The sequence below is a fragment of the Sphingomonas sp. 22176 genome (assembly GCF_052045505.1).
In the GTDB taxonomy this organism is placed as follows: domain Bacteria; phylum Pseudomonadota; class Alphaproteobacteria; order Sphingomonadales; family Sphingomonadaceae; genus Sphingomonas.
The window spans coordinates 20,768-42,899 of the sequence record NZ_JBQEPL010000010.1 but is presented as its reverse complement, the minus strand read 5'-3'; the positions used below and the strand labels follow the sequence as shown (position 1 = coordinate 42,899).

Annotated in this window: 15 protein-coding genes and 1 tRNA gene; 8 read left to right on the top strand and 8 right to left on the bottom strand. The window is 66.3% G+C overall.

Annotated features, from left to right (window positions below):
* Position 1 precedes the first annotated feature (1 nt).
* Both ACTJKY_RS20280 and ACTJKY_RS20275 read left to right on the top strand, forming a co-directional pair.
* Positions 2 to 355: a DUF952 domain-containing protein gene (locus ACTJKY_RS20280; protein WP_440847899.1), complete on the top strand. Its 354-nt coding sequence runs from the start codon at positions 2 to 4 to the stop codon at positions 353 to 355.
* Between the two features lie 68 nt (positions 356 to 423).
* A tRNA-Glu gene (locus ACTJKY_RS20275) sits at positions 424 to 498 on the top strand.
* A gap of 474 nt (positions 499 to 972) precedes the next feature.
* On the opposite strand, the gene ACTJKY_RS20270 is transcribed toward ACTJKY_RS20275, so the two are convergent.
* Together ACTJKY_RS20270 and ACTJKY_RS20265 are read right to left on the bottom strand one after the other, a co-directional pair.
* Positions 973 to 2,205 carry a histidine-type phosphatase gene (locus ACTJKY_RS20270; protein ID WP_440847898.1) on the bottom strand — a complete coding sequence of 411 codons (1,233 nt, stop codon included), beginning with the start codon at positions 2,203 to 2,205 and terminating at the stop codon, positions 973 to 975.
* Between the two features lie 65 nt (positions 2,206 to 2,270).
* Positions 2,271 to 5,063, bottom strand: a complete 2,793-nt coding sequence (locus ACTJKY_RS20265) for a TonB-dependent receptor (protein WP_440847897.1) — start codon at positions 5,061 to 5,063, stop codon at positions 2,271 to 2,273.
* Positions 5,064 to 5,289: 226 nt separating this feature from the next.
* Here ACTJKY_RS20265 and ACTJKY_RS20260 point away from each other — a divergent pair, with 226 nt between their 5' ends.
* Genes ACTJKY_RS20260 through ACTJKY_RS20250 form a run of 3 tightly spaced genes read left to right on the top strand, consistent with a single transcriptional unit; the run spans position 5,290 to position 9,797 of the window.
* A complete protein-coding gene (locus ACTJKY_RS20260) occupies positions 5,290 to 5,862 on the top strand; it encodes an RNA polymerase sigma factor (RefSeq protein WP_440847896.1) in 573 nt (190 codons plus the stop codon).
* On the top strand, positions 5,859 to 6,809 hold the full coding sequence (locus ACTJKY_RS20255; RefSeq protein WP_440847895.1) for a FecR family protein: 951 nt from the start codon (positions 5,859 to 5,861) through the stop codon (positions 6,807 to 6,809). The genes ACTJKY_RS20260 and ACTJKY_RS20255 overlap by 4 nt, the downstream gene beginning before the upstream one ends.
* A gap of 21 nt (positions 6,810 to 6,830) precedes the next feature.
* On the top strand, positions 6,831 to 9,797 hold the full coding sequence (locus tag ACTJKY_RS20250) for a TonB-dependent receptor (RefSeq protein WP_440847894.1): 2,967 nt from the start codon (positions 6,831 to 6,833) through the stop codon (positions 9,795 to 9,797).
* Positions 9,798 to 10,021: 224 nt separating this feature from the next.
* Here the strand turns inward: ACTJKY_RS20250 and ACTJKY_RS20245 are convergent, their stop codons facing one another.
* Positions 10,022 to 10,846: an inositol oxygenase family protein gene (locus ACTJKY_RS20245; RefSeq protein WP_440847893.1), complete on the bottom strand. Its 825-nt coding sequence runs from the start codon at positions 10,844 to 10,846 to the stop codon at positions 10,022 to 10,024.
* A gap of 371 nt (positions 10,847 to 11,217) precedes the next feature.
* Here ACTJKY_RS20245 and ACTJKY_RS20240 point away from each other — a divergent pair, with 371 nt between their 5' ends.
* Positions 11,218 to 12,501: a GRP family sugar transporter gene (locus ACTJKY_RS20240; protein WP_440847892.1), complete on the top strand. Its 1,284-nt coding sequence runs from the start codon at positions 11,218 to 11,220 to the stop codon at positions 12,499 to 12,501.
* An 83-nt stretch (positions 12,502 to 12,584) separates the two neighbouring features.
* Positions 12,585 to 13,592: a LacI family DNA-binding transcriptional regulator gene (locus ACTJKY_RS20235; protein WP_440847891.1), complete on the top strand. Its 1,008-nt coding sequence runs from the start codon at positions 12,585 to 12,587 to the stop codon at positions 13,590 to 13,592.
* Positions 13,593 to 13,708: 116 nt separating this feature from the next.
* Here the strand turns inward: ACTJKY_RS20235 and ACTJKY_RS20230 are convergent, their stop codons facing one another.
* The 4 genes from ACTJKY_RS20230 to ACTJKY_RS20215 all read right to left on the bottom strand — a co-directional run bounded on the left by ACTJKY_RS20230 (position 13,709) and on the right by ACTJKY_RS20215 (position 18,714).
* Complete coding sequence (locus ACTJKY_RS20230; RefSeq protein ID WP_440847890.1) at positions 13,709 to 13,984, bottom strand: HU family DNA-binding protein; 276 nt, start codon at positions 13,982 to 13,984, stop codon at positions 13,709 to 13,711.
* A gap of 160 nt (positions 13,985 to 14,144) precedes the next feature.
* Positions 14,145 to 15,020: a myo-inosose-2 dehydratase gene (gene iolE, locus ACTJKY_RS20225; protein WP_440847889.1), complete on the bottom strand. Its 876-nt coding sequence runs from the start codon at positions 15,018 to 15,020 to the stop codon at positions 14,145 to 14,147.
* Entirely contained in the window at positions 15,017 to 16,765 is a 1,749-nt protein-coding gene (gene iolD, locus ACTJKY_RS20220) for a 3D-(3,5/4)-trihydroxycyclohexane-1,2-dione acylhydrolase (decyclizing) (protein WP_440847888.1), read from the bottom strand. Before iolD ends, iolE begins: the two co-directional genes overlap by 4 nt.
* An 8-nt stretch (positions 16,766 to 16,773) precedes the next feature.
* Entirely contained in the window at positions 16,774 to 18,714 is a 1,941-nt protein-coding gene (locus tag ACTJKY_RS20215; protein WP_440847887.1) for a bifunctional 5-dehydro-2-deoxygluconokinase/5-dehydro-2-deoxyphosphogluconate aldolase, read from the bottom strand.
* A gap of 59 nt (positions 18,715 to 18,773) precedes the next feature.
* Here ACTJKY_RS20215 and iolG point away from each other — a divergent pair, with 59 nt between their 5' ends.
* A complete protein-coding gene (iolG, locus tag ACTJKY_RS20210) occupies positions 18,774 to 19,757 on the top strand; it encodes an inositol 2-dehydrogenase (protein WP_440847886.1) in 984 nt (327 codons plus the stop codon).
* Between the two features lie 17 nt (positions 19,758 to 19,774).
* Here iolG and ACTJKY_RS20205 read toward each other — a convergent pair whose 3' ends face one another.
* Positions 19,775 to 22,123, bottom strand: a complete 2,349-nt coding sequence (locus tag ACTJKY_RS20205) for a GH92 family glycosyl hydrolase (RefSeq protein WP_440847885.1) — start codon at positions 22,121 to 22,123, stop codon at positions 19,775 to 19,777.
* Positions 22,124 to 22,132 lie beyond the last annotated feature (9 nt).

The window sequence follows — 22,132 nt, the reverse complement described above, 5'->3', positions numbered from 1 at the left end:
CATGGCCGAGATGCCCCTCACCGCCTACAAGATCCTGACCCAGGAGCAGATGGACACGCTCGAGCACGAACGTGTCTTCCTGGGCGCACCGATCGACCTTGCCGACGGCTATATCCACCTCTCCACCGCCGAGCAGGCGCAGGAGACGCTGGAGAAGCATTTCGCCGGTCAGACTGACCTGTGGCTCGCCGCGGTGGACCTCGCTGCGCTGGGTGACACGGTGCGCTGGGAACCCTCGCGCGGCGGCCAGCTCTTCCCGCACATCTACGGCCCGCTGCCGCTCGACGCGGTGACGGCCTACAGCGAAGTCGCGTACGAACCGGACGGCAGCCTGCGCCTTCCGGTGGCGGGTTGAAAAAAGTCTAAAAACATCGCTTGACGGCGCCGGCCCCGGAACGTAATTGGCCGCCTCTGCCAAGCACTGGCCCCTTCGTCTAGCGGTTAGGACGTCGCCCTCTCACGGCGAAAACACGAGTTCGATTCTCGTAGGGGTCACCAAATTGCTTTCCCAACGCATTCCGGAACATGCCATAATTGGCTGATTTCGGCGATTTTTTGGCGTTTTAGGCTCTCCTTCGAGCTGGCAGAATTTCAACACATATACCAGCAACGTGATGGTGTTTTTGATGGCATGTGCCGGTCGCTTCGACGGGAGGCACCATCACGACGCTGTCGGTGGTTGCCATCAAAGCTGCAGAGATTCGCGGCAAGGCTTACAACCTAAGCGATAGAGACGGGCTCTACCTGCTCTTGACGCCATCCGGCGGTCGCTATTGGCGGATGAACGGATCGTCACCTCAGTCTCAGGAAAGCCGTCGCCCGCGTCCGACAGCGATACGCCTGTCGTCAGCAGCATCAGCGTGTTGAAGTCCGCGGTAGTGATCGGGTGGTCGATATAGCCCCGTCCCACCTGCGATAGCGGCTGGGTCGTACAACGCGAACGGCTAGCGGCAGGCTTCCCCCCGAAGACGTTCACCCGACCAACAGGTTCTCCAGCGCGCGGGTGAATGCTTCCAGCGTGCACCGTCCGGTGCGCCCGGGGTCGCACGGGCCCAGGGTCAGCGGCATCCGTGCAGGACGCAGCGTGCCGCCGAAGCGGGTCAGGTTGCGGATCTGGATCGGCGTGGCCGCTTCGTAGAAGGCACGGACATATTGGGGGCCATTCCGGCCTTCGCGGACCAGTTCGAAACCGATCGCGCCGCCGGGGGGCGGGTCGTCGCGGCCATAGCCGGGAATCTGGAAATGGGTGTGGACCAGCGACGCCAGCGCGGCGATGTTGTTGTCATGCCCGACGAGCAATGTCACCGCCGCCCCCTCCGGTGCCGTCAGCGCGGCCAGCAGCCGGCGTGCCATCGGGCCGGCGATGCGCGGCGCCATGTAGGGCGAGCGGACATGCACATCGAAAAGCAGGGCGTGGAGCCGCGAAATCTCTGCCAGTCGCTTCGGCGTGGCGCGGCCCCAGCCGACTTGGGCCCGCGGCATGCCTTCCAGATATTGCAGCAGGAACACCTGCGCCGTGCCCGAAGTGATGTCGATCGGGCCGCTCAGGCGGATGCCCTTGCCGTCCGCGCTGGCGGCAATCTCGCCGGGCGCGTTCAGGATGTCGCAGGGCTTCGGGCCGGTGTCGCAGCCCAGTATATTCTCGAATGTCTGGATCGCGGCAGCATGCAGCCGGGCGATACCAGTCGCGCCGCCGGTATAGCGCAGGATGTCGGCCACCGCGGCGTTGGCGTCGAACGGCACCGCGCCTGCCTCGATCGGCTCGAACAGCGGATCATGCACGTCGGCGGCCAGATGGCCGATGGGCACGCTGCAGCCCGGCGCCACGCCGTCGGCCAGCGCCTGGCCGCTGGTGATGGTGCGGCTGACGGTGTTGGTCCAGATCGCCAGCTGGCCCGCAGCGGGACATCCGCGCGCGGGCAACAGCCCGGCAGCGGCGAATTCCTGGCGCTGCCACGCACCCAACCGGCGCAGCGCTTCGGCGCCATGCGGGGTCAACAGGCTTTCTGGCGTCGACCAGCGCGGCAGTGGCGGGTGGCGATAGGCCTGGATTGCCGCCTCGCCATCCAACGGCGCACGCACGCCGTGGCGATAGAGCAGGAATACACGCTCCACCTTCAGCGCAGGGCGCCGGCGGGCAAGCGCAGGCTGTACGGCGAGCGCCGTGAGCAGAAGCGCGGCGGCAGCGCGGCGGAGAAACGACATGGACGCTCCCAAACAGAGGATAAAATTGGAGGGGCGCGACACCGCCGCGCCCCCGGATCAAGGCATCAGAAGCTGTACTTCAGCGTACCAAGTGTCGTCGTTCCCGAATTGACGATATCGGAAATGGCCAGCGAGTCGCGGCCGACGTGTGCCCAATAGGTATAGTTGTTGAACAGGTTGGAGACAGACACGTCCGCCTTCAGACCCTTGCGGATCTCATAACCGACATGCAGGTCAACCCGCTGGATCGGCCGCACCCAGCGATCGTCCCAGCGCGTCGGCTGGCTTAGATAGTTGTACGATTCCAGATAGGCACCGGTGTAGTTGTAGATCGCGTCGATCGAGAAGCCGTGCAATGCATAGAAGACACGGCCTTGCCCGATCACACTCGGCGCGTTCTGGATCTGACGCTCGATGCCGCCGCCGATGTCGACCTTGGTCCACTGGCGGGTGAGGTTGGCGCCGACGCCGAAGCCGCTGAGCAGGCCCGGAAGTTCGACGAACGTCTTCTGCACCTGGAATTCCAGGCCGTAGATGTTGCCATCGCCACCGTTGCGCGGCTGGCTGATGAACGTCTGGTTGGTGCCGTCGTTGGTCGGCGTGTTCAGCAGCGACGTGCCGCTGTCGTACATATAGTTGCGGATGCGCTTATAATAGCCGCCGAACATCGCATAGCCGGACTGGGCGAAGTTCCATTCGACCGATCCGTCGACATTGGTCGCGCGGATCGCCTTCAGGTTCGGATTGCCCTGCACGATCGTCGTCTTGCCATCGTCGCCGGTCCGCGCCGTCGAGCTGCCGCCGAGCTGGAAGAAAGGCGGGCGGGTATAGGACTGCCAGATATCACCGCGCACCACGACCGCCGAGGAGGGACGCCAGTTCACGAACAGGCTGGGCAGCAGCGCGTCGAAACTAGACTTGTTGCTGGCGAATGCGCCGGGCTGCTCGGCACCGGAGGTGTAGGGGATCACCCAATAGGTGTTGCGGATATCGGTATGTTCGTACCGGATGCCCGGGATGATCTCGACATCGCCGGTCTTCAGCGTGGTCGTGGCATAGCCCGCGCTCACCGTCTCGCGACCCTTCAGCGTGCCGCAATTATAGTTGTTGGTGTAGAGCGAGCCGCAGGTGTCGAAGCTGTTGTAGCTCGAACCATCGGCTTCGTTGGCGAACTGGTACTTGTAGAACAGGTTGAACAGCGCCTGCTTGTTGAAGCGCGGAAGCGACCAATTGTACAGGCCGGGATAGGTCTGGGCATATTTGCCGTTGGTCAGCCCCAGCTGCGCCCAGGTCACCGGCTGGCCGACATAGTTGGCGGCATAGTCCGTGGTCCAGTCGCGGCTGCTGACGTTGCGCGTGCTGGTCTGGAACTTGCCGCCGAACGCGATCGACTGCACGATGCCGCCCTGATCGGAAAGGTCGCGGCTGATGTCGAGACGACCGCCCCATTTGCGCTGGCCGCTAAACTGTTCGGTCAGCTGGCCCGCGCGGCGTGCCGGCAGCACGTTTGCCGAATTGTCGAAGGCGTTGAAGATCGCCGGGTTAAGCAGCGCGACCGGATAGTTGTCGCTATAACCCACCTGCTGGCCGCCGAGCGGGATCTTCGAACCGTTGGTGTATTTGTCCGACTGGTTGCTGCGGGCCGAAACTTCGATGTGGTTCGGGCGGTTGTTATGGCCTTCGCTGTAGAAGACTTCGGGCGCGACCTTCCAGCCGCCGACCTGCGTTTCGCCGCCAAAGGCTGCGGTGGCGAGGATCGACGTTTCGGGGTTCGTTTCGAAATAGTTGCGGACCGAAACCGATGGCGAGGTGAGGATATAGCGATCGGTGCCTGGCGACTGCAGCCACGCCTTGGTGCCGCCGTTATACTGGGCCAGCGTTGAGTCCTGCGTCGTCATCGCCTTGCCATAGGTGCCCCGCAGATACAGCTTGGTGCCGTCTTCGGGATGCCAATCGAGCGAGGCATTGCCGCCGAAACGCTTGGTGGCGCCGCTGGACACGCCCGCATCGAAGCCGGTCAGCGCTGCATTGCGCTGCGGATCGAGGCCAGGATAGTTGTTGCCCTTGGCGTCGGCATTCGCATAGCCCCAGCTGCCATCGTCATGCGCCGACTGGGCACCGCGGATTTCGCTGTTGGTGTAGGTGCGGCGATCGAAATAACCGCTCGCATAAATGCCGAACGCATGGTCCGCACCGAAGCGCGTCGAGAGTGCACCGGCCACGCCGCCGCCCAGGCCGCTGTCGCCATATGTGCGGGCGCGCGATTCGACGCGACCCGACGCGGTGACGCTGCCGTGCAACGCATCGGAATAATCAAACGCGGTGGGCGTGCGGAAATCGACGGTGCCGCCGATTGCATCGCCATCCATGTCGGCGCGCGACGATTTGTTGAGCACGATCGTGTTCAGGCCGGTCGGGGGCAACAGGCTGAGCTGCACGCCGCGGCTATAGGGCTGCCCCTGGGCGACGTTGACGCCGTTGATCAGGTTGACGTTATATTCGGAATTGAGGCCGCGGATCCCGACATACATGCCCTCGCCACGCGATGCACCATCGACACCGCCGATGAACGACGATCCGGTATTGAGGACGTTGACGCCCGGCAACAGACCCAGCGCTTCGGCGACATTGTGGACGGCGGTGTGCTGCAGGTCTTCCTCGGACAGCACTGCGATCGGCTGCGACGACTGGAACTGAATCGACGCCGCTTGCTTGCGGGTGCCGATCACGACGATTTCGGACGAATCCGAACGCGCTTCCTGTGTCTCGTCCTGCGGCTTCGACTGCGCCTGCGCCACGGCCGGCAATACCAGCGCCACGCTGGCGAGCAGTGCCAGCTTTCGGTCAAAAAATACCATTCTGTCCCTCCCTGGAATGCGGGCAACGACCCGCTCCTGCGAGATCAGACGCAACAGCTTTTGCAATTCCCCCCGACATGAACTAATTTTTTCACTGTCATTAAACCATCATTGAACCTCGTCATACGCCCGTCCCCCGCCCGCCCGGCAGCTCTTGCGCACACCGTCGCGGAACTGCCATTCCACTGTTCTAAGGGACCTTTCCATGGCTTCTGGAGCGTCACATATGGAGAAGCGGAGCGGGATGCGGGGCCGGCTGAACATGGCCGGTCGCGGGCCCGCCACCGCATTGCCCGAGGAATGTACGGACAATGGGGTGCTGGAGGCGTATCGCTCCACGCTGCGCAGTTATTTCCGCCGCCGCGTCGAACGCCCGGAAGATGCCGAGGATTTCGTTCAGGACGTGTACCTGCGCGTGCTTGCCATGGGGCCGGACACACAGAAAGTGCGAAGCTGGCGGGGGTTTCTGCTCCATGCTGCGTCTAATCTGCTGATCGACAAGCATCGGCGGAGTGCGGCTAGGATGGAGAAGAACCATGTTGTCCTTTCGGACGACGTGCTGGACGGCGGCACCGACAATCCTGAACGGGTATTGATTGGCCGCGACGAACTACATGCGCTGTCCGAAGCGCTGAAAACGCTGTCGCCGGTCGCGCGCGATGCGTTTCTGCTGGTGCGCGTAGAGGGGTTGAGCCACCGCGACGCCGCCGCCCGATTGGGGATCGAGACCAAGGCCCTGTCGCGCCATATCGAACGCAGTCTGGCGCGCCTTGCCGCAATGCTGGCGGAGCCGGCGTGACGGCGCCTTCGCTCGACGATGAAGCCGTGCTGCAAGTGGCTGCACGATGGCTGGAACAGGCCCGCACCGGCATGTCGGCAACCGAGCGTGCCGCATTCCGCCGCTGGCTGGAGGCGCGCCCCGAACACGCCGCCGCCGCCGACATGATGGCCCGTGCCTGGGCCGCGGCGCCGGCTGCTGCCGCGCAGGGTGGCTTCGTCGCCTCCTCGACACGGGAACGCGCGGCACCGCGGGCACGGTCGCTGCGCCCGATCGCCTGGGGCGGCGGCATGGCGAGTGCGGCGCTGGCGGTGGTCGCATTGTTCTGGTTCGGCCAGCCGGTAACGACGCACTATGCCACCATCGCGGGCGAACGGCGGATGGTGGCGCTGGCGGATGGCAGCCAAGCCTGGCTCGCTCCCGGTACCCGCCTGACCGCGCGGATCGGGTGGTGGAGCCGCAGCTCCACCATCGATACGGGCGAGGCGGTATTTGATGTCGTGCACCAGTGGCGCGGCTTTGCGGTGGAAGCCGGACCGATCACGGTCGTCGATCGCGGCACGTTGTTTGCCGTGCGGCTGCGGGATGGCGCGCCGCGGGTGACGCTGGCGCGCGGCGCGGTGTCGATCCAGGACCGCAGCACCGGTGCAGTGCTCGCCGAACCCAGTCCGGGGCAAGCGGTAGACGTGGTGCAAGGCCGCGCCGTCACGCGCACGGTCGATGCCGATGGAGCACTGTCGTGGCGCGAGGGGCGGCTGACCTTTGCCGACACGCCGCTGCGCGACGCCGTCGCCGCGTTCCGGGAACAGGGATACACGCTGCGGCTGGCCGATCCCGATCTGGGCAGTCTGCGGATCAGCGGCGCCTATGGCATCGCCGACGTCCAATCCTTCCTGAGCGCCCTGTCGAGCATCCATCCGGTGCGCTGGACGCGCGCGGCGGATGGATACACGATAGCGCGTCGCTGAACGCGTGCGGCGGGCACGACATTGCCTTTCCGCTTCGTCGGCCCGCTGCTGATCCTGCCCGCCGCCTTGCTGGCGCCCGAACCGGCGCTGGCCCAGCGCCGGATCACGATCGCTGCGCAGCCGCTGGATGCCGCATTGCTCGCGCTGGCCCGCCAATCGGGCCGCAACATCCTGTTCGCCCCAGCCAGCATTGCCGGCATGGTGGCGCGACCGGTGGACAGCAGCGATTTCGATTCCGCGCTGGCCCAGATGCTGGCCGGGTTGCCGGTGCGAATCGTGCACCAAGCCGCCGGCGTATCGATCGCCCGCGTCGCCTCGCGCCCGCCCCGCACGGCCAACCGACCCCGGGTCAGCGCGCCGCCCGCCGCGGTGGTGGGCGCCACCATCTATGTCATCGCCACCCGTATCGCGCAGCGGCCGACGCTGGGCCTGCCCGACGGCACTGCGCCCGATGCCGATGTGCTGACCAGCGATCGCACCACGCCCGCCGATCGCAATCTGGCGGAGGCGCTCGCGCGGATACCGGGGGTGCTGACGTTGGCCACCAATTTGCAGGGCGACCTCGGCGGCATCGATCGAGCCGCGCGGGCGGAGGGGCAGTTCACCGCCATTCGCGGCCTGTCCGGCGCCTATAGCCTGGTGACGATCGACGGCGTGGCGATGCCGCAGGGACTACCCTATGGCCGCGATGCGCAGATGGGGCTGCTACCCGCCTTTGGGTTTGGCAGCGTGCGGCTGATCAAGACGCCCGGTCCCGAACGTTCGGGCGACGCCACCGGCGCGGTGATCGACCTGCAGACTCCCTCCGCCTTTGATTCGGGTGCCGAAGGGGTTCGGATGACCGCCGCCGCCGGGGTGGACGGCGGCGCCAGCGGCTATGGCCAGCACGCCGGCTTCGGCCAGTTGGGTCTGCGCTATGCCCGCCGCTTCGGCGACGATCGCTGGGGCGTTGCGCTGGGCGTGCAGGCCAGCCGCCGCGCCTTTGCCAACAGCCAGCAAACCTATCAGCAAGGGTCGGTCGAGTTCCGCGTAGTGGACGCGCAGGGCCGTACGCCGGCAGGCATGGATCCGGCCGCCAACCTGCTGCTGACCAGCGTCAACGCGCAGTTCACCCGCGGCGAAACCCGCAATGCCAGCGCGATGGCGGCAATCGATTTTCGGCCGAGCAGCGATCTGCATGTCTATGCCCGGTGGAGCGCGGCAGAGAGCGCGACGGATCAGGATATCTATCAGCTGGGCTTTCAGGGCGGCGCCGGCATCGCCGACATCACCCGCACGCCGATCGGCAACGGCGACTATGCGTTGGCCAGTACACGCGGATCGCTGCATTACTGGTACCAGACCAACCCGGAACGCACCCATTTTGCGCTGGGCCAGATCGGCACCGTCGCACAGCTCGGCACGATCGAACTGCGCGCGCGTGGCCAGTTCGGCATCGGCGTGGTGAGCCGCCCCGATCATATCGAAACCAGTTTCTGGGACAGCAACGCCACCGCCCTGCCCCACGGCGTGCAACTGGCGCTGCAGGGCGGCTATCCGGTACCATTGCTGGACGCGGCCGATGCGGCGCTGGCGCGGGGAGTGCTCGAGTATCCGGTGCATCGCCAGGGGCAAAAGCGCGACCAGCGCAGCGACGATCACCGGCTGGGCGGCGATCTGGCGCTGGCCCGGCGCTTCGATGGCGGCGCGGTCGACCAGGTCGAGCTAGGCCTGTCCTGGGTCCGGTCGCTGCGGCATAACCGGCAGGTGGACCTCGATTATGTCGGCCCGCTCGCGCCCCATACGCAGCTCGCGCAAAGCGGGCTGGTGACGGGGGTGCTCCCCGCGATCCTGCCCGGCATCTATGATTTCCCCCTGCCGCTGATCGACGGCGCCCTGCTGCGCGCCCGCATCGCTGCTGCCCCGCCGCCGACGATCACGCCGGACATCGCCAATGGATCGAGCCTGGACGCGGCCGAGACGATCGCCGCCGGCTATGTGCGGATGGTGATGACGCAGGGGCCGGTGAAGCTCACCGCCGGGCTGCGCGGCGAAGTGGCGCAGCTGGCCACGCGCTATTGGGTGCTCGGCAACAACGGCGTCGCGGCGAATGGCATCGCCTATGGCTGGAACGACAGCCACAACAACTTCGCCGCGCTGTTGCCCAGCCTGGCGCTGCGGTGGCAAACGGCGCCGGGCAGCGTGTTCCGCGCGGCGCTATGGACCAGCTACGCTCGCCCCGCCGCCGCCCAGCTGGCGGGCAGCGCGATCGTGGATACCACCCCCACCGGCGGCGTGCAGATCACCCGCGGCAACCCCGATCTGCGGGCGATGCGGGCGATCAACTTGGATGTGGACCAGCAATGGCGCTGGCGGGGCGGGGCGCAGCTGGACATCGCGCTCTTCGCCAAGCGGATCGCGCATTATCTGTACGATGCAGGCGGCGACTATGCCAATGTGCAGCGCGTCGCGGGCGGTGCCGGGGCCACCGTGATCCAGCCGCAAAATGGAGGCACGGCGACATTGCTCGGCCTGGAAACCAGCGCCGCATTGCCGCTGGCGCGGGACTGGACGATCGGGGGCGCGGCGACGTTGCTCCACGGGCGGGTACGGATGCGCAATCCCGATCTTTCTGCCGTCGAACAGCTGCAATATACGCCCGATTATAACGTCTCGGCTGAGCTGCACTATCACCGCGGCCCCTGGTCCGCCCGGCTGATCGGCCGCTGGACCGGCGCCTATATCCAGCAATATGGTCTGCTGGGCACGTCGGCGTCGGGATATTCGGTGCTGGCCAGTAGCGCGCTCGACACCTGGGTCCGCCCGGCCGCGCAGGTCGACGCCAGCATCTCCCGGACGATCGCCAAAACCGCCACGCTCCGCCTGTTCGCCCGCAACCTGCTGGCGGATCTCGCCTATCGCAGCACGATCGGCCGCACTGCCGACACCGTGCCGCAAACCATCTCCGCCGGCCGCCTGGTGGGGCTGGCGATAGAGGACAGGTTCTAGGTCGGGCGCCCATGATGCCGCCGGTGCGGCTTTCGCCTAGCCGTTGCCGTTGCACGGCGAGAAGGTGCCGGACCCAACGATCCATACGGCGCTAACGCCCCACCGGACGGTGCTTATGGCCGCCAGATCGGCACATGACCGGCCACCGACCTGCCTCGAACGACCATGGGATCGAAGACATCGAACCGGCCTGGCAGGTTGCAGCGCGCAGCTCGATGAACTGGCTACCAGGCGAGCTTGGCGGGCAGGAACTCGGCGAAAAGATCATCGTAATAAGGCTTTAGCTGGGCCAGATCCGGCTTGGCATGGCCTTTGGAGTAAAGGTCGTACTTGTTGAACTCCAGCACCCATTTCAGCATGGCGCGATCCTTGTCGTTGCACAGGTGATCGTACGCGCCGTGCTTGTGCCACGGATAGAAGGAATGGAAGCGCAGCATGTAGAGCGCTTCATCCTGTAGATATGGCTTCATCACCTCGGCGATATAGCCGTCATGGCCGAACGACATATGCACCTTCTCGAGGCCGCAATTGGGTTCGTAGATGCCATATTTCGTCTGGTATTCGGGTATGTTCAGGTCTGGATTGGCCGCGAAATATTCGTGGAAGACGATGTGCTCGGACCAGGCGCAACCCACGGGATAGGTGTCCCCGACCACACCCCATTGCGGTTCACCCCACAGGCACAGGCACTTGCCCAGATCGTGCAGAAAGCCCGTCAGGATCATCCAGCGCGGCTGTCCGTCACGGCGCATGGCCTCCGCGGTCTGCAACAGATGATCGGTCTGCGACAAATCGGTGTCAGGATCGCTCTCGTCGACCAGCGCGTTCAGAAACTCGGCAGCCTCCCAGATTGACCTCTCGCCCCGCGTCAGGCCGAAATATTCGGCCTCCTTGCGCATCACATAGTCGACGGTCATCTGCTCGTGGTTGTTGCGGTAAAACTGCGCGACACCCGGAACGGCAGCCTCGTCATACTGACGAAAATCGTCCTCGGCCTTGCCTTCCTTGTACCGGCTTTCGTCAACGGCCTGTGTGGTGTTTGCACCCATCGTTCCGCATCCTCTCGTCGTGGCCTGCTTTGCCAACGTTATCGGTTACGTACGAGCGTATCGCAAGTTGCGAAGAAGCTCAACAACTCCCCTCCGGCTTAAGCCAAGGCTCCTTGACACCTAGAGCGTTATCGGTAACGCTCGACGGCTGCTCAAACCTTCCCTCAGAAAGAAGGGCGAGCCAATAGGAAACGAGGGTGCGGATGAACGAACGGCACGCGACAGGTGCGTCCACGGTGCGCGCGGTCTTAACGGATATTCAGTTCTGGATTCCCGCGCTGGTTCTTGCCGGCGGCATCCTTCTTCTTGCGATGATCAACTAAACACGCCCCGAAGGCGGAGACAATCCAATGATAGAAAGGAGCGCCATCATGGCGTCTTCACAACATACGGGCGCGGCATCGACCAACCCGCAACATATGCTGGGCGTTTTGTGCGGCCTGGCTGCCGGCGCCTGGCTGGGCGCGGCGGAAGCGCCGACCAAATTGGTGACGGCAGGGTTTTCTCCCTTCGCCATCTCGCTGTGCATGGTCGCCGGCGTCTTCACCGCGCGCTGGACCTTTCCGACCCTGATGAAGGGCACCGGCTTCGTGTTTTCGGACATCGCGTCCAAGCCGCACCTAATCCTCTGGGGGCTTCTGGCGGGCGCCTTATGGGCGGTTGCCAACACGCTGACCGTCTTCGCCATTCGCGACGTGGGCCTCGCTACGGCCTTTCCGCTGTGGAACACCAATTCCCTGGTCGGACTGCTATGGGGCTGGCTGCTGTTCCGGGAAATGCGCGGAGCGGGCGCGCGCACCATTGGCAAGGTGGTGCTCGGCACGCTGGCGATCGTCGCCGCCGCCATCATGCTGGGCTTCAGCACGCTGCACGATGCGGGCGCATCCCCCCACGCCGCACGCGGCCTCGCGGCGGCAGCAGGGGCGAGCCTGATGTGGGGCACCATGTATGTCCCCTATCGCAAAGCCTATCTGAGCGGCATGAGCCCGCTATCGTTCGTCACGATCTTCACGATTGGCGAGTTGGGTACGATGCTGGCGCTGACCTGGTGCTTCGACGGCGGCCCGAACTCCTCCGCCCTGCAGCTTCTGCACCATCGTGAGGTGCTGTTCTGGCTGTTCCTAGGCGGCTTTGTGTGGGTGATCGGCGACCTGTTCCAGCAATACGCCACCAAATATCTCGGCATCAGCCGAGGCATCCCGCTGTCCAATACCAATCAGTTGTGGGGGCTGGCCTGGGGGGCGCTGGTGTTCGGCGAGCTCGCGATGGCCGACAGCGCGCATATCGGGCTGGTTGTCGGCGGTTCGCTGCTCATGATCCTGGGCGCCCTGGCCATCAGCACGGCTGCAGCGGGTGCCGATGAGATGACCAGCCGTAATACAGCCTTGCAGCGCGAATGCGACCGCTACGGCCTTGCCTATGAGGATGCACGGAACGCCCAACATGGCGAAGGCACCAAGGGGGCCGGCCAACGGCGCTGGTGGGACTGGGCCATCGTGGCCGTCGCCGTTTCGCTATTCGTCTGGCTGGCCTCGGATGCGGTCGTGCCGCCGTTGATGATGCATTGGGGATGGGTTGCCGTCCTTTGCGCCATGCTGCTTGCAACGCTGGTGGCGGGCTGCTGGGCATTGTGGACGCGCACGCGCTTCAATTAGGCCCCGCCCCCTATCTGGACGCCGTTGGGGGAGTGTGCGCATAGACGAATCATCCGGTGCAACGCAGTTGAAAAGCTCCCCCGATGGCGGTCACGCTCAAAGACATAGCCCGCGATCTCGGCGTTTCGACAGTTACCGTTTCGAAGGTCTTGCGCGGCCAGACCGATATCAGCGACAAAACCCGCGAGCGCGTGCTCAAGCGGATGCGCGAGCTGAACTATCAGCCCAATATGCTGGCGCGCGCGCTGGCTGGGGGACGTTCCCAGGCGATCGGATTGGTCGTGCCGGATCTCATCCATCCCTTCTTCGGCGAATTCGCCCGATCGTTGGCCGGGGCGCTGCGTTCGGAGGGCCTGGTTCTGGTTCTGGCCTCGTCCGAAGAAGATCCGGAGATCGAAGAACAGGAAATCAAAACCTTGCTGGCGCGCGGCGTCGACGTGTTGCTGGTGGCATCGTGCCGCCCGGCGCTGCATCCCTCCCCGGCGCTGGCGGAAACCACCACGCCCGTTCTCCTCGTCGATCGCCATTTCCCCACCTTGCCGATTGATTTCGTCGGCACCAACGACCTCATGGTCGGCGAACTGGCGGCGCGCCATCTGGTTGGCATCGGCCGCAGACGGATCGCCCATATCGGCGGGCGTGGCATCAGTCCGACGGCGGACCGGCTCAAAGGCTTCCAACGCGCGCTGGCCGCGGCGGGTATCGACCTTCCCGAAGCCTATATCGTGATGCGCGACGGCTTTGAAGAAAGCGGCGATGCCACCGGCTACCATGCCATGCAGGAGTTGCTGTCCTTGCGCGAACCGCCGGACGCCGTCTTCTGCTACAATGATCTCTCCGCCATCGGCGCCATGGACGCCGCGATGCAGGCCGGTCTGCGCATTCCCCAGGATATTGCCTTTATCGGCTGCGGCAATCTTCGGTACGCCGAGTATCTGCGGGTACCGCTGACCTCCGTTGACCAGAGCAGTCATCGGCTGGGGGATATGGCGGCGAAACGTGTTCTTGATCTCAGCACCGGGTCCGGCGCGGCACCCCAAATATCGCGCCTGGAGCCGCGGTTGATTGTTCGCAAGTCAACCGTTGCTTGAACTGCCATTCGAATTTCAGGCGACGTTTCTTTGGATCGATAGGCCGGCCCGAAGCCAAGAGTAATCGGAATGTCGGTGCCCGCGCCTCCAGAAAGGCGCGGACGACCGCATATCCATCAGCCGTTGAGCTTGTCCTTCACGGCCTTGGCGGGCGTGAAGGCGAGCTTCTTCGACGCTGCGATCTGGATCGCCGCGCCGGTCGAAGGGTTACGGCCCTCACGCGCGGCGCTTTCCTTGACCTTGAACTTGCCGAAGCCGTTCAGCGACACTTCTTCCCCAGCAGCTGCGGCCTCGGTGATGGCGGCGAAAATGCCGTCGACCAGCTTGCGCGCGTCGGCCTTGGTGAGGCCTTGCGCTTCGGAAACGCGGTCGGCGAGATCGGCATTGTTCATGGGCGTGTTCTCCGTGTGAAAAGGGGCGTGCCCTCTAGGTACGGCCCATCGACCTGTCCAGCGACTGTCGCCATCCTGCGGCAGCGGCATGCGCCAGCACGGTGATGCGTTCGCGCTACCACGCCAGTTCTTCCGCGTCGCGCAGCACGGTCGAGCGCGATCAACAACGCAACTTCTGCCTGAGATGATCGAAGCCCATTTTCGCATGTTCGGCGGGGGCGGCACGCGCAGGATCCTGCTCGGCCTCCACCACGATCCAGCCAGCATAGCCGCTTTCGACCAATGCTGCGACAAGCGGCGCAAAGTCCAAGTCTCCGGTACCGGGCGCGGCGAACATCCCGGCCACGACGCCATCGAGGAAGCTGCGGCCCCGCTCGCGGGTTTCGACGTAGCGGGCACGACGGATATCCTTGCAGTGCACATGCGCGATCCGGCCGCGATATCGCGTCACCACTTCCAGTGAATCGATGCCGCCATAGGCCGCATGGCCGGTATCCAGCGTCAGCCCCACCCCCTCGCTCGTCGCGTCCAGCAGCCGCTGCAGATCCTCAGCGGTCTCGATCACGGTGCCCAGATGGTGGTGATAGGCGAACTGCAGCCCGCGATCGGCAACCGCCGCTGCCACCGCGTCCAGCCGCGCGCCCAGCACCCGCCAATCGTCCCCCGCCAATTGCGGTGGCGCGTCGAGCCGGGAACGGCGGTCACCATGCACCGCGCTGCCCGTTTCGGCGAACACCACCACCGATGCCCCGCAGGCTTCCAGCAGATCGAGATGCGGCGTAATGGCCGCGATCTCTGCCGCCGCATCGCGACGCAACAGATCCCCGCCATACCAACCGCCGATCAGCGCCAGCCCCTGCTCGCGCAGCAGCGGCGCCAGCAACGCGGCATCGCGCGGGAAAAGGTTGCCCAGTTCGATCCCCTCGAACCCGATCGCGGCCGCCTCGCCGAGCAACTGCTCCAGCGAGATGGGAGCGCATAGCTCCGGCATGTCGTCATTGGCCCAGGCGATCGGGCTGACGCCAATGCGGATCATTCCCCGCGTTCCGGCGCCGGGACGTCCCACCAATGGCCGCCGATCGTGCTCGCCCGATCGGGATCGGTGCGCAGGACGAGCACGCTACTGCGATCCGCCGCCCGGGCGCGCGCAACCGCCGCACCCAATGCGCGCAGTTCCACCGCTTCGGCGTGCGCGCCCAGGCTGCGGGCATGGGCGACGAAATCGATCGCGGGCGCCGGCCCCCGCAGATTTTTGAACGGCCGCCCGCCCGTCGCCTGTTGCAGCCGGTGGATGCAGCCAAAGCCGCCATTGTCGAGCAGCACGACGATCAGCTTGAGCCCCATTGCCACCGATGTCGCGAGTTCGGAATTGAGCATCAGATAGCTGCCATCGCCGACCATCACGATCACCTCGCGCTCCGGCATCGCCAGCTTCGCGCCCAGACCGCCGGCAATTTCATACCCCATGCAGGAAAAGCCATATTCGGCATGGTATCCGCCCGGCACCCGAACGCGCCACAGCTTGTGCAACTCGCCCGGCAGCCCCCCGGCGGCGCACAGCACCACCGCGTCGTCCGGCAAAGTCGGCCACAGCGCACCGATCACCTGCGCATCCGACGGCAGCGCATTGTTCGGCACCGTCGCCGTGTGCCAATCGCGATTCCAGGCGGCGACCCGGTCGCAACCCGTCGCTGCCCAGTCCGGTGCTACTCGCCAATCTGCCAGCGCCTCCGCCAGCGATTCCAGCGTTATGCCCGCATCGCCTAACACCGGCAGCGCATCCTGCTTCGCCGAGTCGTACGCCGCCACATTCACCTGCGCCAGCACCACCTGCGGGGAAAACAGCCGGCGCGATCCGGTGGTAAAGTCCTGCAAGCGGGTGCCGATGCCCAGGATGAGGTCCGCTTCCGCCGCCGCGCGATTGGCCGGATCGCTGCCGGTAACGCCGATCGCGCCCAGCGCCTGCGGATGGTCCCAGGCCAAGGCCCCCTTGCCCGCCTGCGTCTCCGCCACCGGAATTCCGGTCGCTTCGGCCAGCGCGGCCAGCGCCGCTTCGCCGCGGGCATACAGCACCCCGCCCCCCGCCACGATCAGCGGCGCCCGCGCAGCCCGGATGCGCGCGACCAGTTCTGCCAGTTCCTGCGCATCCGGCACCGGCCGGCGGCGGCGCCAAACCCGTTTGCGGAACAGCGACGCCGGATACTCCCACGCCTCGGCCTGCACGTCCTGGCACAGGGCGATCGTCACCGGCCCGCACTGCGCCGGATCGGTCAGCACCGCCATCGCTCGGGGCAGCGCATCGATCAGCTGCTCGGGCCGGGTGATCCGGTCGAACAGTCGCGAGACCGGGCGCAGGCAGTCATTGGCGGAAACGGTGGCGTCGTGAAACGCCTCGATCTGTTGCAGCACCGGATCGGGCCGCCGACTCGCGAAAACATCGCCGGGCAGCAACAGGATCGGCAGGCGATTGGCGTGCGCCACGGCCGCCGCCGTCACCAGATTGGTCGCGCCCGGCCCGATCGAGGTGGTGCAGGCCATCGCCCGCTCGCGCCGATGGGCCTTGGCGAAGGCGATCGCGGCATGCGCCATCCCTTGCTCGCTATGCGCACGAAAGGTGGGCAACACCGCCTCAACTTCGGCCAGTGCCGCGCCCATCCCGGCGACATTGCCATGGCCGAAGATCGCCCAGACGCCGCCGAAATAGGGCATCTCCACGCCGTCGACCAGGCTGACCTGCGCCGCCATCCAGCGCACCAGCGCCTGGGCAGCAGTGCAGCGCACGGTTTCGCCTAGTCCCGCCGCGCCATCCTCCACGCCGCTACCAGCGCCTGGAAGTTCGCCGCGATTTGCTCCACCGCCGCATTGTCGCTGATCGATCCTGTAAACCATCGCTCGGCGGCATCGTGCCAGATCGTCCGGCCGACCGCAAAGCCCTTCACCACCGGAAAGCGCGCCGCCGCCGCAAACCGTTCAACCAGCCGCGCCGGCGTTTCCGACAGGCCGAGCAGCAGCACCCCTTCGCAATCGGGATCGTAGCGCTCGATCACCGCCGCAATGGCGGCCCAGGTCGCGGGGTCTCCGTCGGGCTCGAGCTTCCACCAATCGGGCACGACGCCGATGGTGTACAGATGCTCCAGCACTGCCGCGGTGGTGCGCGTGTCGACTGCGCCATGGGCGGAAACGATCACTTCGATCAGCAGCGGGTGCCGCGTCGCCCGACAGGCCTGGAACAGCGCGAGCAGCGCCTGGTCCTGCGCGACACGCACCGCGGACGGATCGTCCATGCGATAATAGACCAGGCATTTCACCACCTGCGGTGCTGGCCATTCGCGCAGCGTCACCGCCACTTCGGCGCCGCCTTCGAACGTCACCGGGCGCGATCCGGGCACTTCGATCGGGCGCCCGACCCAATAGGGCAGCGCCGCCGTCGCCTCCAGCGCGCGGACACCGTCTTCGCCATCCAGCAGGATGCCGAAGTCGCGATCGCCTTGGGCCAGCTGGTCGGTTGCCCGCAGCACCAGCGCCTTGAACGCCGCGATCCGATCGGGCTTGGCCCCGGTGCGCGCCGCCAGCGTGCGGAAATGGGTGCGGTGATCCACCGCCAGCACCACCAGCGACTCGTGACGTCCAGTGCGCTCGACCGACCAGTGCACCCGTTCCAGTGCGACATCGGTGCGCAGCCGATAGGGAATATCGGTGCGGCCCAGAAAATGCTGCAGCTCGCGCCAGCTGGGCATCGCCGGCGCGCAGCCGTGGCGCGAGACGACCAGCGCGCCGCACGCATTGCCCCAGCGGCACGCCGTCTCCAGCGGCTCCCCGCGCAACCAGCCCCGCAGCAAACCGGCCATGAACGCATCGCCCGCGCCCAGCACGTTGAACACCTCCACCGGAAAGCCGGCCACCGCGCGGCCATCCTCGATCCGATCGGGAATGTCGCCATCGAACACGGTGCAGCCCTCGGCGCTGCGCTTGACGACGATCGGTGCATCGGTGTGCGCGCGAATGCCGTGCAACGCTGCAAGATCGTCCTCGCTGCCGCCCAGGATGTGCACTTCCTCCTGCGTGCCGACAACGAGATCGACGAGCGGCAGGATCTGCTGCAGCTTGGCGGTGACGGCGCGATCCGCGACGAAGCGCTGCTCGCCCATGCCCGGCGTCGCCGCGCCCCACAGCACCGGGCGATAATCGATGTCGAGGATCACCCGCCCACCGCCGGCTCGCATCAGCCGCGCCGCCTTCATGCTCGCGGCGAACACGCCCGGCCGCGAGAGATGGGTGCCGCTCAGCACCACCGCCCCGGCGCGGGCGAGCAGCGTAGGATCGATATCACCCTCGTCGATCGCCATGTCGGCGCAATTTTCGCGGTAGAACAGCAACGGGAAGCGCTCGCCGTCGCGGATGCCGAGAAGCACCAACGCGGTCAGCCGATCCGGATCGGTCGAGACGGAGCACGTCTCGACCCCTTCGCGATCCAGCTGTTCGCGCAGAAACCGCCCCATGTGATCATCCCCGACGCGGGTGATCAGCGCGGTCTTCAGCCCCAGCCGGGTGCCACCGATCGCCGTATTGGTGGGGCTGCCGCCGACATATTTGGCGAAGCTGGTCATATCCTCCAGCCGGCCGCCGACCTGTTCGCCATACAGGTCCACCGCGGCGCGGCCGATCGCCACGAAATCGAGCCGGTCCGCCTGCGCCATCGCCCCGCCCTCCATCGCCCTCCCTATCCTCATCCGCCCCTTGCCGACGGGCGGCAAGCTGTGGAATGGGCCCGGCAATAACGGAGGGCCGCATGCATGCAATCGCGCTGATCGGCGCCGGGCGGATCGGGCACATCCACGCCGCGAACGTCGTCGCCCATCCGGGCTTGCGACTGAAACATATTGTCGATTGCGATCCTGCTGCCGCGACCGCGCTCGCCACGGTTCATGGCGCCATATCGTCGTCGCTGGAGGCGGCGCTTGCCGATCCCGACGTGGCCGGCGTGATCGTCGCCAGCGCAACGCCCAGCCATGTGCCGCTCACCCTCGCTGCCGCGAACGCAGGCAAGGCGGTGCTGTGCGAAAAGCCGTTCGGGGGCGTGACGGCGACGGCACGGGACGCGACGGTGCGGCTGAACCAGCTGGGCGCGCACGTGCTGATCGGGTTCAATCGCCGCTTCGATCCGCACTTCGCCGGCCTTCATGTCCGGCTCCGGGCGGGCGAAATCGGCCCGCTGGAGGCGCTGCACCTCACCAGCCATGATCCGGCGCCACCGCCCGCCGACTATATCGCCGCTTCGGGCGGGCTGTTCCTCGACATGGCGATCCACGATTTCGACATGGCACGCTGGCTGCTGGGCGCCAGCCCGGAAACGGTGTTCGCCGCCGGGTCCTGTCTGGTTGATCCCGCGATCGGTGCCGCCGGCGACATCGACACCGCCCGCATCGTGCTCCGCAGCGCCGATGGGCGGCTGTGCAGCATCAGCAACAGCCGGCGCAGCGGCTATGGCTATGACCAGCGGATCGAAGCCTATGGCGCGGCTGGCATGCTCCGCGTCGGCAATGTCGCGGCAAACAGGGTGGAGCGCTGGGATGCGAGCGGCGAGCATGCCGCCACGCTGCAGAATTTCTTCCTCGATCGCTATGCAGATGCCTATCGCGCGGAGATCGGCCAGTTTGCTGCAGTGCTGGACGGCGCCGTACCCGCGATCACCCCGCACGACGCGGTTGCCGCGCTGGAACTTGCCGAAGCCGCCGCGCGCTCGGCACGATCGGGGTGCGTCGAACAGCCCTGAACGCGCCGCGCTGCGGGTCACGCGTGCGCCAGCCGGCCGAATGAGGGCGGCCGATCGCCCGGCACCTTGCCGAATTCGCGATTGGGCGTCTTCCCCATGCGAAAGCTGAGCGTACCGCCGCGCGACAGATCGGCATGTCCCATCCAGCTCTTGCGCCACGGCCTGCCGTTCCAACGCACCTCCTGGACATAGGGCGCATCGGCGCCCACGCCCGGCGCCTCGATCACCAGCCGCCGCCCGCCGCCCAGCGTCAGCGTGGCGCGGGCATGCAGCGGGCTGCCGAACACATAGACGCCGGTCACCGGATCGACCGGATAAAGGCCCAGCGCGCTCAGCACGTACCAAGCGCTCATCTGCCCGCAATCCTCATTGCCCGAAAGCCCATCCGGCGCATCGCGATACTGGCCTTCCAGCAACATCCGCACCCGGGCCTGCGTCTTCCACGGCGCGCCGCAGTAGGCATAGAGATAGGCCATGTGGTGGCTCGGCTCGTTGCCATGCGCATATTGTCCCACCATCCCGCTCACATCCGGCGGGGCACCGGCCGGCAGGCTGCTGTCCGCGGCGAACAGCGCATCCAGCTTCGCCTCGAACGCCGTGTCGCCGCCGAACAGATCGATCAGCCCATAGACATCGTGCTGGTTGAGGAACGTCGCCTGCCACGCATTGCACTCGGTAAAGTCGCGCCAATGCGCGGTATCGTGGCCCAGCGCGCGCGGGTCGAACGGCTCTGCCCAACTTTCGTCGGCCAGCTTTGGCCGCATGAAGCCGGTCTTCGCATCGAACAAATGGCGATAGTTGCGCGAGCGTTCGCGCAGCCGGGCGGCATCGTCGTGCGCGCCCGCCGCCTCGGCGATCCGGGCCATGGCCCAATCGTCATACGCATATTCCAGCGTCTTGCTGGCGGCTTCGGCCACCTTGTCGCTGGGGATGTAGCCAAGCCGCCGATAGGGATCGAGGCCCTTCACCGTCTCGTCGAACGCCAGTGTGCGGAAGCGCGGCCACAGCATGGCGACATCGATGCCGGTGACGCCCTTTTCCAGCGCCTCGGCGATCACCACCGCCGAGTGCCAGCCGATCATGCAATGCGTCTCGATCCCTTGCAGCGGCCACACCGGCGGGCCGTTGGGGCTCTCCAGCGTCATCCGCGCCAGCCCGCGCACCAGATCGGCATTGCGCTCCGGCGCGACCAGCGTCAGCAGCGGGTGCAGCGCGCGATAGGTGTCCCACAGCGAATAGGTGCTGTAATTATGCTGCCCCGCCGGCAGCGTGTGCACCGCGGTGTCCATGCCGCGATAGCGCCCGTCCACGTCCGAAAACAGCGTCGGCGCCAGCATCGCGTGATAGGCGGCGGTGTGGAAGATGCGTGCCTGCGCCGCATCGTCGGTTTCCACCTGCAACCGGCCCAGCGCCGCCGTCCACGCCGCCCGGGCATCGGCCTGCACTCGATCGAAATCCCAGCCGCCGCCTTCGGCATCAAGGTTGCGGATCGCGCCCTCGACATCGACGCCCGATAGCGCAACCTTCGCCACCAGCGGCGCTGCGGCCGCATCGGGGAAGAGCAGCGCCGCCTTCAGCGAGGCCCCGGCCACCGCATCGCCGCCCACGGGGCGATCATTGCTGAACAGCTGCGCTTCGGCAAAGGGTCGCGACAGGCGTAGGGCGAAGTGGATGACCCGTCCGTTCGCCCATTGCTGGACGCGGCGACTGCCGACCAGCATGTCGTGGCCGATCAGCCGAAGCGACGCATCGGTCACCGGGGTGCGGCGCGGCGGATCATAGCCTTCGCTCGCCGGATCGGGCTCGTCGCGCGCGCCATGCGCCAGGTCGATCAGCAGATGCCCCGCAGCCGGAAAGCGATAGCGATGCCAGCCGATTCGCTCACCCGCCGTGAGCTCCGCCGCAATGCCGCTGTCGGGGAGGCGCACTGCATAATAGCCGGGCGCCGCGCGCTCATCGTCATGGGTAAAGCGCTGGCGGTAGCTCCCTTCGGGATGGGCCAAGGATCCCGGCGCCAGCACCACCGGCCCGGTGCGCGGCACCACCAATAGGTCGAGCAGGTCGCCCACCCCCGTCCCGCTCAGATGGGTGTGGGAAAATCCCAGCATCGTGCCATCGTCGTGGTGATAGCCCGAACAGGCATCCCAGCGGGCATTGTCCGTATCGGGCGATAGCTGGACCATGCCGAACGGCCGGGTAGCGCCCGGATAGCAATGGCCATGGCCGCCGGTGCCGATGAACGGATCGACATGGGCGGCCGGGTCCGCGGAGTGAGCGGCGGCAGTCGGCGCTGCCTGCACCTCGCCGGCGGCAGCCGTCGCCGCGATGGCCAATCCTGCGGTCAGCACATCGCGGCGTGTCGTCATGCCGTCTTC